Source organism: Amycolatopsis aidingensis (assembly GCF_018885265.1).
Classification (GTDB): domain Bacteria; phylum Actinomycetota; class Actinomycetes; order Mycobacteriales; family Pseudonocardiaceae; genus Amycolatopsis; species Amycolatopsis aidingensis.
Genome location: NZ_CP076538.1, coordinates 3,192,664 through 3,207,973, shown reverse-complemented (window position 1 = coordinate 3,207,973; position 15,310 = coordinate 3,192,664). Strand labels below are relative to the sequence as shown.

Genomic DNA, 15,310 nt, shown 5'->3' with positions numbered 1-15,310 from the left:
TCACCGGTCTCCTGGTGCCCGGGGAACCGGCACCCCCGCCAGGATGTCCCGCACCACCGCCTCGGGGGTCTGCTGCTGGATCCGGGCCTGTGAACTCAGCAGCAGCCGGTGGTTCAGCACCGGTACCGCGATGGCCTTCACGTCGTCGGCGGTGACATAGGAGCGGCCCATCGAAAGGGCGTAGGCCTGCGCCGCGGTGGCCAGCGCGATACTCCCCCGCGGGCTGGCGCCGAGCTCGACGTCCGGGTGGGTACGGGTCGCCCTGGTGATCGTGGCGACGTAGGCCTGCAGCTCGGCCGAGATGTGCAGATCCCGCACCAGCCCGATGAGCGTACGCAGCTGGTCCAGCTCCAGCACTGCGCGCAGCTGCTCGGGCTTGCGCCGGGCGACCCCGTCGGCGACCACCGCAACCTCGTCGTCCAGTCCCTCCGGATAACCGATGGAGATCCGCATCAGGAACCGGTCGAGCTGGGCCTCGGGCAGCACGTACGTTCCCTGGTGCTCCACCGGATTCTGGGTGGCGATGCAGAGGAACGGATCCGGGACCGCGCGGGCGGCGCCGTCCACGGTGACCTGCCGCTCGGCCATCACCTCCAGCAACGCCGACTGGGTCTTCGGTGAGGCACGGTTGATCTCGTCGGCCAGCAGGATGTTGGTGAACACCGGGCCCTGCCGGTACTCGAAGCCGCCCTTGGCCTGGTCGTAGACCTGCACGCCGGTGACGTCCGATGGCAGCAGGTCGGGGGTGAACTGGATCCGTTTCACCGTCGTGCCCGCGACGGAGTGCGCTATCGCCTTGGCCAGCGAGGTTTTCGCCACCCGGGGACGTCCTCGATCAGCAGATGCCCTTCGGCGAGCAGGCACACCAGTGCCAGCCGGACCGGCGTCGACTTCCCCCTGATGAAGTCCTCGACGTTCCTGGCCAGCTCATGGAAACCCTGCTGGGAGACGATCCAGTCGGGCACCGGCTCCTCTCCATACCCTCGCAGTCGCCACCAAGTGCATACCACGCGCGCAGCAAAGGAGTTCATCGTAGCGGTGCCCGATCCGGCCTCCCGGGGTGCCCGGATATCCGCGAGACGGCGGGCGGCGGCGGGCGGGCACGGCATACGCCCCAGCCTCCCGCCCCGCACGATCGGCAGCTACGGGTCGCCTGTCGCCTGCCGCACAGACGCGGGACGACGCACCTGCGGGACTACGTGGCGCCGGTCGCCCACTCGCTCGCCGAGGCATACGTCCAGTCGCATGTCGCCCGGCCGGTACGGGTCTCACCACCGGGCACGGCAGGTCCTCAGGTAGCTGAGGAACGAGGCCTGCAGGCCGGTCACGTGCGTTTCGCGCAGGACTGCGCTGGTGACGGCTCCGTCGCGGGAGGTGAGGCGGTGCAGGACGGTGGCCGTGTTCTTCGTGAGGTTGGGTCGGCGAAGAGCTTCGGTCTTCGTGGCCGCCACGAGAGCTTCCATCGGCATCGTCGGTGTGCCACGGTGCCGCCGCTCCCGGACGTCCTGGCAGCCATGCTCGAGGCGCAACGATCCCGTGACAACGACGGGCTTTTCGAGACCGCCCAGCAAGGCACCTTCGACGACCTCGTTGTGGCGATCTGGCGGACCTACACCCGCCCGGAGCAGCTGTCGCGTGTCCGCGGCTTCTTTCACGTCGCAGGCCTGGCCGCGTACAGCCCAGAGAACTTTCGTGAGTTCATCGACTCACTCGACGACCTGACCAAGATTCTGGCCTCGCTCGCGGAACGCGAAGGGCTCGGCGCCGAGGAAGCGCTGACCACGGCCTCCGTCACCATCGCCGCGATTCGTGGCCTGTTCCGCCAGGAGGTCCTGACTCCGGCAGGCCACTCGAAGGACGCGGTCGCCTTGATCCTGCGTATGAGCAAGGGCCAGTCCGTTTCACGGACACATCCGGGGCCTTGAGCAGGTAGTACTGCAACGAACGGCTGGACGCCGTCAAGGAAACGAGGCCGGGCTGGCCGTGACCTGAGAACCGACCCTCGCCACCCTCCGGCCTCACCCAATCGTGTGTCGAACACATGAGCGAAGTCGCGGTACTGTGGGGTTGTGACCAGGACCTTCGGCATCGACACCTCCCGCATGAGCGAGGAGGAACTCCTGACCGCGCTGGGCGACCTCGAACAGCAGCGGCGAGCTCTGTACGCTCGGGAGCTGGCGGTCCTGGCCGAACTCGACGGCCGCGACACCGCGAACCAGAAGGGCTACCGCGACCTGCCGACCTTGACCCGGGAGATCCTGCGGGTCAACCCGTATGACGCCCGCCAGCGCGTGGCGCACGCCCGTGCGGTGGTGCGGCGCTACGGCCCGGGTGGGATACCGCTGGAGCCCGACCTGCCCGAGGTCGGTGCGGCGGCGGCCGAGGGGGTGATCGGGCCGGAACACATCGAGACCATCCGCGCCACCATCACCCGCTTCCCCCAGCCGGTCAGCCTGCCGGACCGGGAACATGCCGAGGCGCTGTTGACCAAGGCCGCGCGGGAGTACGAACCCCACACCGTCACCACCCTGGGCCGGGAGATCCTGGCCCGCCTGGACCAGGACGGCACCCCACCCACCGAAGACGAACTCGCCCGACCGGAACGGCACCTGGACTGGCGACAAACCCGCGGCGGACGACTCCGCGGCACCTTCGAGCTGGACGCCGAAACCGCCGCGGTACTGACCGGGCTGATCGAACCCCGCGCCAAACCCTCCAGCACCGCAGACGAACCCGACCGTCGGAGCAAGTACCAGCGCCAGGGGGACGCGTTCGCCGACGTGCTGCGCGTGGCAGCGGGGTGTCCCGAAGAGGGGCCCACCGAGGCGGGCGAACCCTTCACCGTCATGGTGACCATCACCCTCGACGACCTCAAACACGGCACCGGATACGGGCTCCTGCACGGGCAGGAGTCCTACTCCGCCGCCCAAATCCGGCGCATGGCCTGCGACTCCTACGTCGTGCCCGCGGTCCTGGGCGGCAAGGGCGAGATCCTCGACATCGGACAGCGCACCCGCACCGTACCCCTGGCCATCCGCAGGGCGCTGATCCTGCGGGACCACGGGTGCACCTTCCCCGGCTGCCGGAAAAAACCCAAGCAATGTGACGCGCATCATGTGGTGTTCTGGGCCAACGGGGGACCCACCGCCCTGCACAACCTCACCCTGCTCTGCTGGTACCACCACAACCTCATCCACCACACCGACTGGCACGTCCGCATACGCAACGGACTACCCGAATTCATCCCACCCGCCTTTGTGGACCCGGAACGAAGACCCAGACGCAACCTCCTCCACCGCCAAGGGAAGGAGGCCGAATGATGAAACAGGGAACCGTGCAGCGCCTAACCCTTGTCCTCACCGGTGGGGCGGACCACCAGCACCGGACACTGGGCGTGCTGAACGAGGGCCTGACTGGTCGACCCGAGCAACATGCCCCGGAAGCCGCCCCGGCCCCGGCTGCCGACCACGACCAGTCGCGCCCTGCCCGACCATTCCAGCAGCTGGTGCCGCGGACGGTCACGCACCACCACGCGCTCCACCGGCACGTCCGGGTACTTCTCCTGCCATCCGGCGAGGCGCTCGGCGAGCGACCGCTGCTCGATCTCGTCAACCGACTCCCATACCGCGTTGAACCGCTCCGGGCTGAACACGTCGTCGTAGTCCCCGTCGACCCAGGAATGCACGGCCACCAGCGGCGCGTTCCGCTCCGTCGCCTCGTCGAAGGCGACCCCGATCGCGCGGTCGCTGATCGGGCTACCGTCCACACCGACCACCACGGGACCCTCCTCGGGCAGCCCGTCGGCACCGTCCCGGCCACGCACGACCGCGACCGGGCAACGCGCGTGCGCGGACACCGCGATCGCGGTGGAGCCCAGCCGCATCCCGGCGAACCCGCCCGAGCCCGAGGCACCGAGCACGATCATCCGCGCCACACCGGACAGTTCGAGCAGCACCGGTACCGGTGCCTCGCGGCGCAGGTCCGTCTGCACGGCGAGCCCGCTGGCGACCGAACCCGCCGCCGCGGCGGACTCCTCCAGGATCCGCCTACCTTCCTGCTCCAGCGCCTCGAACACATCCAGCGGTGCGGGCAGTCCCCCGCCGTAGGAGCCACCAGGGTGGAAGGCGTGCACCAGGTACAGGCCGAGGTTGCGTTCGGCGGCCATCCTCGCCGCCCACTCCACGGCCCGGTTCGCCGCATGGGAACCGTCGACCCCGACCACGATGGTGCCGTCCGCTGTCTGCGTGCTCATGACTCGCTACTCCTTCGTCTGACCAGCCCTGCCGAACTCCGCGCCGATCACCGGCCATGCGGCAGGAGATCGTCGAACGCAAAGCGACACTTGTTGTGTACGGCGACCACCCCGGGGAGCGCGCCGGTCAGGGCGACCGCCCTCGCGGCCTCGCTGCGCCTGCCGACCCTGCCGGTGAGTGTCACCACGCCGTCCCGTACGCCGACGACCACCTGCGCGGGCTCCGCCCACAGGCCACGCCGGATCACCTCCCGTTCGACCACGGTCCTGATCTCGTCGTCCGGTTGGAGGAAGACACTGAGCAGGTCACACCGTGCCAGCACGACGACCAACCTGCCGGATCCGTCCACCACGTACAGTCTGCGCAACCGGCCCGCTGCCAGCCACCCGGTGGCCTCGGCCAGCGGTTCCTGCCGCCCGATGGTCCTCACCTTGCGATTCATCAGCTCCAGCGCCGTTGTGCCATGCGGCCTACCCAGCAGGTCGCCCTCGGAAACCACCCCGATCGGGCGACCGGCGGAGTCGACCACGGGCACCGCACCGATGCGGTGCGCGGCCAGTACGGACACGATCTCCTTGAACGGTATGCGCGGTACGACCGTGACAACCGGCTCGGTCATCAGGTCGGCCACTCGCGGACCACGCATGGCTGCCTCCTGGTGGGTGCGCGGTGCTAGACCCAGCTTCGGCACTCGCCGCCCGCGGCACACCGGGCATTCGTCACCTGCGGCAGGGACCTTCGCCCCTCCGAGAGCGCCACCCCGCTGGGTGACCGCGGAACCCGCGCACGGAACGTGCCGTCCCAACTGCGCCTGGTCGCCGATCGGCCGGGCCGGAAAAGACAGGGGACGGTGTTCGGCATGGAACTCGGTGAGCTGTGCGCACGGGCCGCGGCGGGCGACCAGGCGGCCATGGCCGCGCTGGCACGGGAGGCCGCCGCGCTGCTGCTGGCCGTGGCCAGGGCGCACCGGCTGAACGAGGCGGACAGCTGGGACGTGCACCAGAACACCTGGGTGTCGCTGGCCGGACGGCTGCCGCGGGTACGGAACCCGCGCAGGTTTTCCGCCTGGCTGGCGACCACCGCGCGCAGGTTGGCGTTACGCACGTTGCGCGGGCGACGGCGGGAGCTGCCCCGCGGCTATGGAACGGGCGAGCGCGAGCTGTTCGAACGCCCGCTTCCCTCCGCGGAAGCACTGGTGCTGCGGCTGGAACGGGACCGGATGCTGTGGCAGGTGGCCGCGCGACTGCCCAGGCGGCATCGGCTGCTGCTGTGGCTGCTGGCGTACCGGCCGGAACTCACCCAGGCGCAGCTCGCCGCGCGGCTGGGTATCGCGCCGGGCAGTGTGGGCCCGCTGCGCAGGCGTTGCTTCGACCGGATGCGGGGGTGGTTGCGTGCCGAGGGGATCGACGGCTTCGAGTAACCATCCCGGGCCGGGTCAGGAGGCGGGCGCCAGCACCTCCGGGGCGACCTCGGCAACAGGGCCGACGACACCGGCCAGGCAAGCACAGCCGCCGGCCAGCTCCACGCAGTCCACGGTCAGCGAGTGCCGCAGCTCATCGTGATCGGCGCAGCCGAGGTCGGTGCACTCCACCTGGTCATCGGCGTGCAGTACGAGCGTGCCGTGGCAGTGGTCGAGACCGCCGGCGCACCGGACGCACTCCATAGTGGATGCCTTTCCCGAGAAGACTGACCTGACCCGGTTTTCTTAGCATCCCGTGGCGGGCCTGCGTGGTATTCGCGGTGGCGTGTCGCGGCTCAGCTGCCGGAATCAGGCCGACTTCGGCGACCGGCGGGTCTTGGCGGGCTTCTTCGCGGCGGTCTTGCCCGACCCACTCGACCCACTCGATCTGCTCGACCCACTCGATCCACTTGAGCTGCCCGAAGCGCCCGAACCGCTCTTGCCGCCCGTGCCCTTGCTCGTCGCGCTCCGGCCGGTGGAGCCACCTGACTTGCCTCCGGTGCGCTTGGCGGGCTCGGCGGAGCCGTCCCGGTCCTTCTTCGCGGCGCTCACGCTGGCCTGTAGCGCGGTCAGCAGGTCGGTGACATCGGCCTCGTGCTTGGCGGCCGGCGCCTTGGTGGCGCCGTCCCCTTCGATCTTGGCCTGGATCAGCGACTCCAGTGCCTGCCGGTAGGTGTCCTCGTACTTCTCCGGTTCGAACACGGTGTCGGAGAGCGAGTCGATGAGCGAGCTCGCCATGGTCAGCTCCTGCGAGCGCACCTGCGGTGGCTCCTCCTGCAGGAACGCGAAGTCGGGGGTGCGCACCTCGTCCGGCCACAGCATGGTGGTCATCACCAGCACGTCGGAGACCACCCGCAGCAGCGCGAGGCTCTCCCGCTGCCGGATGGCCACCTTGACCACCGCCACCTGCCCCGACTTGTGCAGCGCGTCCCGGAGCAGGACATACGGCTTGGTCGCCGCCTTCTGCGGTTCCAGGTAGTACGTGCGGTCGTAGTAGATGGGGTCGATCGCCTCCAGTGGGACGAACTCGAGCACGTCGATCGTCTTCGAGGTGGACAGCGGCAGGTCCTCGAGGTCCGCGCTGGTCAGCACGACCATGCCGCCATCTGGCAGCTCGTAGCCCTTGGCGATCTCGGCGTACGGCACCTCCTTGTCCTCCGCCGAGCAGAACCGCTTGTACTGGATCCGGCCGCCGTCGGTCTCGTGGACCTGCCGGAAGTTGATGTTCTTGCTCTCGGTTGCCGCGTACAGGTGAATCGGGATGGAGACCAGCCCGAACGAGACCGCGCCCTTCCACATCGCGCGCATCGCCTACCTCCGATCCCCCGCCGGTCCAGCGGCGTCGGGTTACGGATACCGACGATACGCGGTGAGATCGTCTTCGGACACCGCTGAGCTGCTCATCCGGCCAGGTGACGCAGGTCCTGCTGCCAGTCGTAATGCACGTCGAGGCCACCACGGCCCTTGGCGAGCCCTGGCCGCAGCACCAGCTGCTCGTCGTAGTCCCCGCCGTTCTGGTACCGGAACGGCAGTGGCTCGGTTTCCGGCAGTGAGCTCACCCGTTCGCGCACCCGCGCCGCGGCGGCCGCGTACTCGGCCGCGGAGACCCGGTCCGCCCCGTACACCGCCAGCGGGGGCAGCACCGCCATCCCGCTGTACCAGAGCGTGCCGTGCTGCAAGGGGAACAGCAGGTGCTCCAGCTGGCCGTTCACCCCGCGAGCACTCATGCTGGGTTCCCTGGCCCCCGCGGTCACCAGGACCATGGCGCGCTTGCCTGCCAACCTGCCCTCCCCGTAGCGGAGGGTGTTGCCACTGTCCGGATCGGTGACGCCATAGGCGAAACCCTTCACGAACACCCGGTCGAACCAGCCTTTGAGGATCGCGGGCATCCCGTACCACCACAGCGGGAACTGCACCACCAGCGCATCGGCCCATTCGAGCTTGTCCTGCTCGGCGCGGATGTCCGCGCTCAGCCCGCCGGAACGGTACGCGCTACCGGACTCCGCCCCGACCACCAGCCGCCGGGTGGGGTCATGGCCGAAGTCGGCGTGGTCCACCACCGGGTTCCAGCGCATCGCGTACAGATCGGACGACCGGTACTCGTGCCCCTGCTCGCGCAGGGTGCGCAGCCCTTCCTCGTGTAGCGCCCCGCCGAGGGAGCCGGGCTCCGGATGGGCGAACAACCACAACACCTTCACGTTTTCGCCTTTCCCACTCGGGTTCCTGTCCTGGGTACCGATCCTGATCTCCGCCGGTGCCCGCGGCGAGTGGCCCGATGGCCAGCATGTGAAAGGATCGGGCCATGGCCATCTTCGAGTTCCCCGGCAGGCACCGGGTCGCGGTGCTGGTACGGCCCGGGCTGTTGCCGATCGAGCTCGGCATCGTGCACCGGTTGTTCGGCCAGGCCCGCATACCCGAGGGCGAGCCGCTGTACGAGGTGGTGACCTGTGCGCTGGAACCCGGTGAACTGCGCACCGACGCCGATGTCACGATCAACGTCCGGCACGGGCCCGCGGCGCTGGCGGAAGCCGACACCGTGGTGGTGCCCGCCTCCGATGTGGACTACGAGCCGCGTACCCGGACCGCGGCCGGGCCGCTGGCCGGGGCGTTCGCCCGGATCCGGCCGGACACCAGGATCGCCTCGATCTGCACCGGATCGTTCGTGCTCGCCGCGGTGGGGCTGCTGGACGGGCGCAGGGCCACCACACACTGGCGCTCCTGCCCGGAGTTCGCCGAGCTGTACCCGCGGGTGCGGCTGGAGCCCGACGTGCTCTACACCGACGACCGGAACGTGCTCACCTCGGCCGGGGTGGCCGCGGGCATCGACCTGTGCCTGCACATGATCCGGTGCGACCACGGGTCGGCGGTGGCCAACGAGGTGGCCCGCGGCACCGTCGTGCCACCGCACCGGGAGGGCGGGCAGGCCCAGTTCATCCTGCGGCCGATCCCGGAGCCCGCGGTCTCCTCCACCGGCCGGGCTCGGGCCTGGGCGCTGCGCAATCTCGAACGTCCGGTCACGCTGCGCGAGCTGGCCGCGCGGGAGTCATTGAGCGTCCGCACGCTCACCCGCCGGTTCCGGGAGGAGGTCGGCACCTCGCCGACGCAGTGGCTGACCCAGCAGCGGCTGCAGCGGGCCCGGCACCTGCTGGAGGAGACCGACCTGCCGATCGACCGGGTCGCCGCGGACGCCGGGTTCGGCACCGCAGCCTCGCTGCGCCAGCACCTGCAGGCCACGCTGGGCGTGTCCCCCAGCGCCTACCGCGGCACCTTCCGGGCCGGCAGGGATCGATCCGGTGCCGGCTGACCCGGCCTCAGTGATCGGGCTGCTCGCCCAGCTCCTCGCGCAGGATGGTGTCCACCCGGCCGGTCGCGGCTCGTAACGCATGGTATGCACCAATCACGGCGATCAGGACCACTGCGGTGATGATCGCGGCCCGCAACGACCCGAGGTATCCGATAAGCAGGACCGCTTGCAGGAGCAGCAGTCCGGCGAGCAGCCGTACCGGATGCGCCCTACGGACCAACGCCGTCACGATATGCGAAGCCATGACCGATTCCTTCCGCCAACCGGACCCGTCCGGCACCCCCGTACTGGCTACTCGCGGTGATCTCGGTCTTCGTTACGGCTGGTTACCTGAATTTTCAAGGCTCGCCCGATCGTGACGCGACCGAGCCCGGCCACCGGGTGCGGGAGACGAGGTTCCCGGTGGCCGGGCTCGGCGCGGTGCGACGCCGCTGCCGGGTTACGGCAACCGGTCCAGGTGCGGCGCCACGGTATTGGCGAAGCGGTAGCCGTTGGACGCGTCCCAGTTGATCGACCAGGTCATCGCGCCCCGAATGCCCGGATATGTCGTGCTGGGCTGGAAGCTGCCGCAGTTGGTGCCCACCGAAAGGCAGTCCAGCGCGTCGTTGACATTGCCGGGTGACTGGTAGCCCCCGCCCGCGGCCCTTGTCGACGCGGGCAGGCCCAGCCCGACCTGGTCCGGCCGCAGCCCGCCCTCCAGCTGGATGCAGGCCAGCGCGGTCAGGAAGTTCACCGTGCCCTGGGCATATACCTGCTGGTCACAGCCGAGCATCGTCCCGCTGTTGTAGTACTGCATGTTGACGATGGTCAGGATGTCCTTGATCGACAGTGCCAGCTGGAAGTACCCGTTGCCCGTGGACTGCATGTCCAGGGTCTGCGGCGCCATGGTGATGATCTCGCCGCCCGCGGCGTGGATCCTGCGCAGCGCCGAGCTCATCGGGCCGGGGTGGATGCCGTTCTCGAGGTCGATGTCCACGCCGTCGAAGCCGTAGTCGTTGATCAGCCCGATCATGTCGGTGGCGAAGTTGTCCGCGGCGGCGGAGTCGCCGACCCAGACGGTGCCCTTCTCCCCGCCTACCGAGAGGATCACCTTCTGCCCGCGCGCCTGCACCGTGCGGATGTCCGCCCGGAACTGCGCGTCGGTGTAGCCGCCAAGGCGGTCGGAAAGGCCGGGGTCCAGGGTGAACTCCACCCCACCGTTACGGCCGGGCACGGCGTCCACGAAGGCGACGGCGATGATGTCGTAGGTCGTCGGGACGTCGGCGATGCGCAGCGGCTGTGCCCCGTTGTCGAAGTTGTGCCAGTAGCCGGTGAGCACATGATCGGGCAACTCCCCGCCAGGGTCACCGCCGTCCGGCGCGGTGGTCACCTCGACCGCGGCCGAGCGGGGCGACTCCCCCGCGCTGTTGTAGGCGGAGACCGTGTAGCGATACGTGGTTTCGGCTCGCAGACCGGTGTCGGTGTAGGAGGTCGTGCCGGTCGAGGCGACCCGCGTGCCGTCCCGGTACACGTGGTAGCCGGTGACCGTGCCACCCGGCGCGGACCAGGACAGCGCGGCCGCGTTCGAGCCGGACGCCTGGCCGGACAGCCCGTCCGGCGCCGAGGGCAACTGCGGGTCCGGGTCACCGCCACCGGGGCCGTCCAGCACGATGTCGTCGGCGTAGTACGTCGGCTGGCCGTACCAGCCGTGCACGTAGATGGTCACGCTCGTGGTGGAGGCACCGGTGGTGAACTCGATCGCGAGCTCGCTCCATGAGGTGCCAGAGCTCCAGGTGCTGCGGTCGCCGCTGCCGGTCCCGGTCACGCCGAGGTAGGTGTAGCTGCCCTGGACCCAGCCGGAGAGCCGGTAGTCGGTGCCAGGCTCGACGGTGATGGTCTGCGCGCAACGGGCGGTGCCCTGCCCGGCCGGGGTGCCGGCGAGGGCGTAGGAACCCGCGTGCACCGGGCTGCCGACCACCTCGGTGCCGGCCCCGCAGGTCCAGCCGGTGGTGTTTCCCGCTTCGAAACCGCTGTTCACCGCGATGTTCGCGGCCTGTGCCGTGCCCGCAGGCAATAACGCGAGTGCCACCAGCGCGGCCGGTAACGCGCCCGCGAGCAGGCGCCGTGGGGTCCGAGCCATGTTCCGCCTCCACAATGCAGGGAATGTGGTCTATACCACTAGAGGTCCAGTAAAGAAAATGGACTAGACCACTTGAAAAGTCAACCCTGTGCCACTCCGCGCGCGAACGGACAGAAAACCGGACAAGCCGGCACCGGCCCTTGACCTCCCCGTGTCCGCGCACTCACGCTGGGATGTCGTGAGAGCGCTCTCACAGTCGAAAACCTCGTTCACGCCGGGGCTGGCCCCCTACCCGGCCCCGGGTTTCCCTGCCGCCTGAATTGAGGATGACGTGAGATGAAACGCAAGCACACACCACTCCGCCTGGTCGCAGCGGCGGCCCTGGCACTCACCGCAGCCACCGGGCTCACCGGCGCCCCCGCCGCGGCACAGCCGCAGCTCTCCCCCGGCCTCGCCGAAGCCATGCAGCGTGACCTCGGGCTTACCGAGCAACAGGCCCGTACCCGGCTGGCACAGGAGGCGGCCGCGGCCCGTCAGGCGCCCGCAGCCCGTCAGGCCGCCGGCGAGGCCTTCGGCGGCAGCTGGTTCGACCCGGAGCGGGGCTCACTGATGGTCGGCCTGACCGATCCGGCCAAGGCAGACGCGGTGCGAGCCACCGGGGCGCAGCCGGTCCAGGTCCCGGTCAGCGCGGCCGAACTGAACGCAGCCAAGGCCGCGATCGACGCGCTCGGCCCGGCGCCGGATGGCGTCACCAGCTGGCACGCGGACCACCGCTCGGGCAAGGTCGTGATCACCATGCTGGCGGGCGCATCCGGCCCGCGGCTGGAGCAGTTCCTCGCGGCCGCCCACGAGGCAGGCCCGGTCACTGTGCGGACCGCACCGGGCACCGAGGCGCCGCGGACCTTCGCGGCCGGGGTGGTCGGTGGCGACCCCTACTACATCAACGGAAACACCCGCTGCTCGATCGGCTTCGCGGTGCACGGCGGGTTCGTCAGCGCGGGCCACTGCGGCGGCGTCGGCAGCTCGGTGGTCGGCTGGGACGGCTCGGCCATGGGCCACTTCGCGGGCTCGTCCTTCCCCGGCAACGACTACTCGTTCATCCGGACCGGCCACGGCTGGTGGACGGTTCCGGTGGTACTCGGCTGGGGCACCGTGCCGGACCGCCTGGTCCGCGGTTCCTGGGAGGCACCGGTCGGTTCCTCGGTCTGCCGCTCCGGTTCGACCACGCACTGGCACTGCGGAACCGTGCTGGCCAAGAACGAGACCGTGAACTACGAGCAGGGCGCCTTCCACGGCGCCACCAAGACCAGCGTCTGTGCCGAGCCAGGCGACTCCGGCGGCTCCTTCATCACCGGGGACCAGGCGCAGGGCGTCACCTCCGGCGGATGGGGTAACTGCTCCAGCGGCGGCCAGACCTGGTTCCAGCCCGTGAACGAGATCCTCTCCCGCTACAACCTGCAACTACACACCGCCTGACGACCGGGCCCTGAACGTGGCTTTCCGGACGTTCAACGTCGCGAACGGCACTATCGGGACATCTGACGTCGCGAACGCCACGTTCAGGGCTGCACCGGGGGCAGGCGGGCGGCGAGCACGGCGGAACGTCCGGATCGGACGGTCTGCACCGCCTCCCGCACCGCCGCGGGCAGCTCCGCGGGCGCCGTCACGGTGCGCGCCAGCGCACCCCCGGCGGCCGCGGCCACGGCGGGCAGGTCCGCCCCCGGTGCGAACCCCACGCCGAAATCGTCCGCCTCCGCCGCAGCGCCGTCCGGGTGCACCCCGAGCGCGGACACCTTCGGCGCCTGCCAGCCCTCGTTGTCCAGGATGATCGTCAGGCTGGGCACGCCGTACCTGCGGGCGGTCCACAGCGCCGAGGCCGGCACGCCGAACAGGTAGGTGCCGTCCCCCACCACCGACACCACCAGTGCGTCCGGCCGCGCCAGCTTGACCCCGATCGCGGCGCCCGCGTACCAGCCGAGCGAGCCGCCGCCGGAGCCGAGCAGCCCGCCCGGCCGGGTGCGCCGCAGGTGCTCGCTCACCGCGAGGTAGTTGGTGATGGCCTCGGTGAGCACAATGGTCTCACCGTCCACGGTGGCCAGTTCCGCCCGCAGGCAGGCAAGCAGGTACTCGGGGGTGATCACCTCGGGATCCGGCTGTTCGCGGGCGGTCAGCTCGCGCAGGCGCCGCTCCCGCGCCGTCGCGGCGGCGGCAAGCCGCTCCCGCACCAGCGCCGCATCGAGCCGCCCCGGCTCCTCGAGGAACCCGGTGAGCTGCCGCGCCGCGATGCCGAGGTCGGCGCGGGCGAACAGCTCGGCAGGCAGGTGCCACAACGGCATCTGCTCCTTCAGCGGATCGACGTCCACCACGAACACCCGCGCGCCCGCGCCGGGCCCGTTCCGGACCGGGATCCACGGGACGTCGCTGCCAAGCACCAGCACCACGTCCGCGGCCGCCAGCAGCGGGTGGTGCTCCGGGATGTTCCACTGGTGGCCACCGTGCAACGGGTGGTCCGCGGGGAAGTTCAGCCACATCGGCACCGACTCGATCACCGGCGCGCCCAGCCGCTCGGCCAGGCCGACCAGTGCCGGTACCGCCTCCTGGTCCCGGCCGAGGTAGGAGGTGACGATCACCGGGCGTGCCGCCCCGGCGAGCGCCTCGCCGATCCTGCGCAGGGTTCCCTGCGCCAGTGCGGCCGGCTCGACCGGGGTGTACCGGTCCAGGGCGTACTCCGGCCGGTCCGCGGCGGCCTGCTCCAGCCGCTGCTCCATCACCTCCCGCGCGCCCACCAGGTAGACCGGGCCCGCCGGCTCGCTGGCCGCGATCTGCGCCGCGCGATGCACGATCTGCTTGACGTTGTCCGCGACCCGGATCTCGTAGTCGTACTTGGTGTAGCCGCGCACGATGCCGCGCTGGTCGTGCACGTCCTGCACCCACTGGATGAACTCGTCCCTGCTGCCGGTGTGCTCGCCGTGCTGAGTGACCGGCGAGGCACCGGCGAACACCAGCACCGGCACCCGGCCCTTGGCGGCGTTGTGCAGCATGCCGCCGATGTTCTGGGTGCCGCATTCCACGTGCACCAGCACCGCCTGGATCCGGCCGGTGGCCTGCGCGTAGCCCTGGGCCGCGGAGAAGGCCACACTCTCGTGCGGACAGATCACCAGTTCGGGGAACCGGTCCACGGTGCCCTCGGCGCGCGCCCGCGCGTAGGCCTCGATCAGGCCGGGATGGTCACTGCCGAGGTTGGCGAACACATAGCGCACGCCGACCTCGGTCAGCGCCTCCAGGAATGCCGTGCTGGTGGTGTACCGCGGTGCGCTCATGTCCCCAGCCAACAACCAGGGCCGGGCCGCGCGCACGCCGGGCATTTCGGCCAATGAAACCGCGCCGGGTGCTCGCACTCAGCCGCCCGCGAGCACCCGGGAGAACCCGCGTGCCGCGGTGAGCACGGCGGGAGCCAGCCGCTCGGCGGTGACCGCGCTCGCTCTTCCGGTGATCGAGATCGCCGCGACCACCGTGCCGTCCGGTCCGTACACCGGCGCCGCCACCGCGGACACGCCGACCTCGGCTTCCTCGTAGTTCACCCCGTAGCCGCGTTCCCTGGTCCGGTCCAGTTCCCTGTGCAGCAGGCCGGGCAGCACGATGGTGCGCGGGGTGTACCTGGTCAGGCCACATTCGACAGTCCGCATGAACCGCTCGCGCCCGGAGTTGGCAAGGAACACCTTGCCGGTGGCCGTGCAGTACGCGGGCAGCCTGCCGCCCACCCTGGAGATGATCCGGACCGAGGAACTGCCGGAGACCTTGTCCACGAACAGCGTGTCCAGGTCGTCGCTGACGGCGAGGTGCACGTTCTCGTGGGTGGCCTCGTACAGGTCGGTGAGGTACGGCCGTCCGGTGTCGCACAGCGTCCTGGCGCGGGAGACCTGCTGGCCCAGCCGGAACAGCTTCATCCCCAGCTGGTAGCCGGAACCCACCCGGTCCAGTGCGCCCCAGGACACCAGCTCGCCGAGCATGCGCAGCGCCGTCGGTTTGGGCAGCCCGCTGCGCTCGGCCAGCTCGGCAAGGCTCAGCTCGGTGTCGGTGGGGCCGAAGGCGTCGAGCAGCCGCAGCGCTCGCGGCAGCACCGCCTTGGGCACGAGGTCGTCCGGCATAGCGCGAGTGTTGAGCACGGCCACGGCCGCACGCAACACTCAGCGTCCGTTCCTGAACTCGCGACACGGTCGGCTCGGCCGGACTCG

At 70.3% G+C, this 15,310-nt stretch carries 17 protein-coding genes; 5 read left to right on the top strand and 12 right to left on the bottom strand.

What is annotated here, in order from left to right; translation table 11 throughout:
• From KOI47_RS15115 to KOI47_RS15110, 3 genes are all read right to left on the bottom strand, one after another.
• Nucleotides 1-819: an AAA family ATPase gene (locus tag KOI47_RS15115; RefSeq protein WP_332461463.1), complete on the bottom strand. Its 819-nt coding sequence runs from the start codon at nucleotides 817-819 to the stop codon at nucleotides 1-3.
• On the bottom strand, nucleotides 789-965 hold the full coding sequence (locus KOI47_RS36265) for a hypothetical protein (protein WP_332461462.1): 177 nt from the start codon (nucleotides 963-965) through the stop codon (nucleotides 789-791). The genes KOI47_RS15115 and KOI47_RS36265 overlap by 31 nt, the downstream gene beginning before the upstream one ends.
• Nucleotides 966-1,268: 303 nt before the next feature.
• Nucleotides 1,269-1,451 carry a hypothetical protein gene (locus KOI47_RS15110; protein WP_232376751.1) on the bottom strand — a complete coding sequence of 61 codons (183 nt, stop codon included), beginning with the start codon at nucleotides 1,449-1,451 and terminating at the stop codon, nucleotides 1,269-1,271.
• Nucleotides 1,452-1,514: 63 nt separating this feature from the next.
• On the opposite strand from KOI47_RS15110, the gene KOI47_RS15105 reads away from it, so the two are divergent.
• Complete coding sequence (locus tag KOI47_RS15105; protein WP_232376750.1) at nucleotides 1,515-1,925, top strand: hypothetical protein; 411 nt, start codon at nucleotides 1,515-1,517, stop codon at nucleotides 1,923-1,925.
• Between the two features lie 144 nt (nucleotides 1,926-2,069).
• The gene (locus tag KOI47_RS15100) at nucleotides 2,070-3,320 is read left to right on the top strand and encodes an HNH endonuclease signature motif containing protein (protein ID WP_216216593.1); all 1,251 of its coding nucleotides are present in this window, start codon (nucleotides 2,070-2,072) and stop codon (nucleotides 3,318-3,320) included.
• 23 nt (nucleotides 3,321-3,343) lie between these two features.
• Here the strand turns inward: KOI47_RS15100 and KOI47_RS15095 are convergent, their stop codons facing one another.
• Together KOI47_RS15095 and KOI47_RS15090 are read right to left on the bottom strand one after the other, a co-directional pair.
• On the bottom strand, nucleotides 3,344-4,252 hold the full coding sequence (locus KOI47_RS15095; protein WP_216216592.1) for a universal stress protein: 909 nt from the start codon (nucleotides 4,250-4,252) through the stop codon (nucleotides 3,344-3,346).
• 47 nt (nucleotides 4,253-4,299) lie between these two features.
• The gene (locus KOI47_RS15090) at nucleotides 4,300-4,899 is read right to left on the bottom strand and encodes a CBS domain-containing protein (protein WP_216216591.1); all 600 of its coding nucleotides are present in this window, start codon (nucleotides 4,897-4,899) and stop codon (nucleotides 4,300-4,302) included.
• A gap of 213 nt (nucleotides 4,900-5,112) precedes the next feature.
• Here KOI47_RS15090 and KOI47_RS15085 point away from each other — a divergent pair, with 213 nt between their 5' ends.
• Nucleotides 5,113-5,673 (top strand): RNA polymerase sigma factor, encoded by a 561-nt coding sequence (locus KOI47_RS15085; RefSeq protein WP_232376749.1) that lies wholly within the window; start codon nucleotides 5,113-5,115, stop codon nucleotides 5,671-5,673.
• Between the two features lie 15 nt (nucleotides 5,674-5,688).
• Here the strand turns inward: KOI47_RS15085 and KOI47_RS15080 are convergent, their stop codons facing one another.
• The 3 genes from KOI47_RS15080 to KOI47_RS15070 all read right to left on the bottom strand — a co-directional run bounded on the left by KOI47_RS15080 (nucleotide 5,689) and on the right by KOI47_RS15070 (nucleotide 7,910).
• Nucleotides 5,689-5,916 carry a hypothetical protein gene (locus tag KOI47_RS15080; protein WP_216216590.1) on the bottom strand — a complete coding sequence of 76 codons (228 nt, stop codon included), beginning with the start codon at nucleotides 5,914-5,916 and terminating at the stop codon, nucleotides 5,689-5,691.
• 105 nt (nucleotides 5,917-6,021) lie between these two features.
• The gene (gene ku, locus KOI47_RS15075; protein ID WP_216216589.1) at nucleotides 6,022-7,020 is read right to left on the bottom strand and encodes a non-homologous end joining protein Ku; all 999 of its coding nucleotides are present in this window, start codon (nucleotides 7,018-7,020) and stop codon (nucleotides 6,022-6,024) included.
• A gap of 92 nt (nucleotides 7,021-7,112) precedes the next feature.
• On the bottom strand, nucleotides 7,113-7,910 hold the full coding sequence (locus KOI47_RS15070) for an NAD(P)H-dependent oxidoreductase (RefSeq protein ID WP_216216588.1): 798 nt from the start codon (nucleotides 7,908-7,910) through the stop codon (nucleotides 7,113-7,115).
• A gap of 104 nt (nucleotides 7,911-8,014) precedes the next feature.
• Between KOI47_RS15070 and KOI47_RS15065 the strand changes: the two genes are divergently transcribed.
• Complete coding sequence (locus tag KOI47_RS15065) at nucleotides 8,015-9,016, top strand: GlxA family transcriptional regulator (protein ID WP_216216587.1); 1,002 nt, start codon at nucleotides 8,015-8,017, stop codon at nucleotides 9,014-9,016.
• A 7-nt stretch (nucleotides 9,017-9,023) separates the two neighbouring features.
• Here KOI47_RS15065 and KOI47_RS15060 read toward each other — a convergent pair whose 3' ends face one another.
• A complete protein-coding gene (locus tag KOI47_RS15060) occupies nucleotides 9,024-9,260 on the bottom strand; it encodes a hypothetical protein (protein ID WP_216216586.1) in 237 nt (78 codons plus the stop codon).
• 195 nt (nucleotides 9,261-9,455) lie between these two features.
• Nucleotides 9,456-11,135 carry a chitinase gene (locus KOI47_RS15055; protein WP_216216585.1) on the bottom strand — a complete coding sequence of 560 codons (1,680 nt, stop codon included), beginning with the start codon at nucleotides 11,133-11,135 and terminating at the stop codon, nucleotides 9,456-9,458.
• Between the two features lie 276 nt (nucleotides 11,136-11,411).
• Here KOI47_RS15055 and KOI47_RS15050 point away from each other — a divergent pair, with 276 nt between their 5' ends.
• Nucleotides 11,412-12,551 carry a S1 family peptidase gene (locus KOI47_RS15050; RefSeq protein ID WP_216216584.1) on the top strand — a complete coding sequence of 380 codons (1,140 nt, stop codon included), beginning with the start codon at nucleotides 11,412-11,414 and terminating at the stop codon, nucleotides 12,549-12,551.
• Between the two features lie 83 nt (nucleotides 12,552-12,634).
• Here KOI47_RS15050 and KOI47_RS15045 read toward each other — a convergent pair whose 3' ends face one another.
• Nucleotides 12,635-14,395, bottom strand: coding sequence for a thiamine pyrophosphate-requiring protein (locus tag KOI47_RS15045; protein ID WP_232376748.1), 1,761 nt, complete (start codon nucleotides 14,393-14,395; stop codon nucleotides 12,635-12,637).
• A gap of 78 nt (nucleotides 14,396-14,473) precedes the next feature.
• Nucleotides 14,474-15,223 carry an IclR family transcriptional regulator gene (locus tag KOI47_RS15040; protein ID WP_216216582.1) on the bottom strand — a complete coding sequence of 250 codons (750 nt, stop codon included), beginning with the start codon at nucleotides 15,221-15,223 and terminating at the stop codon, nucleotides 14,474-14,476.
• Nucleotides 15,224-15,310 lie beyond the last annotated feature (87 nt).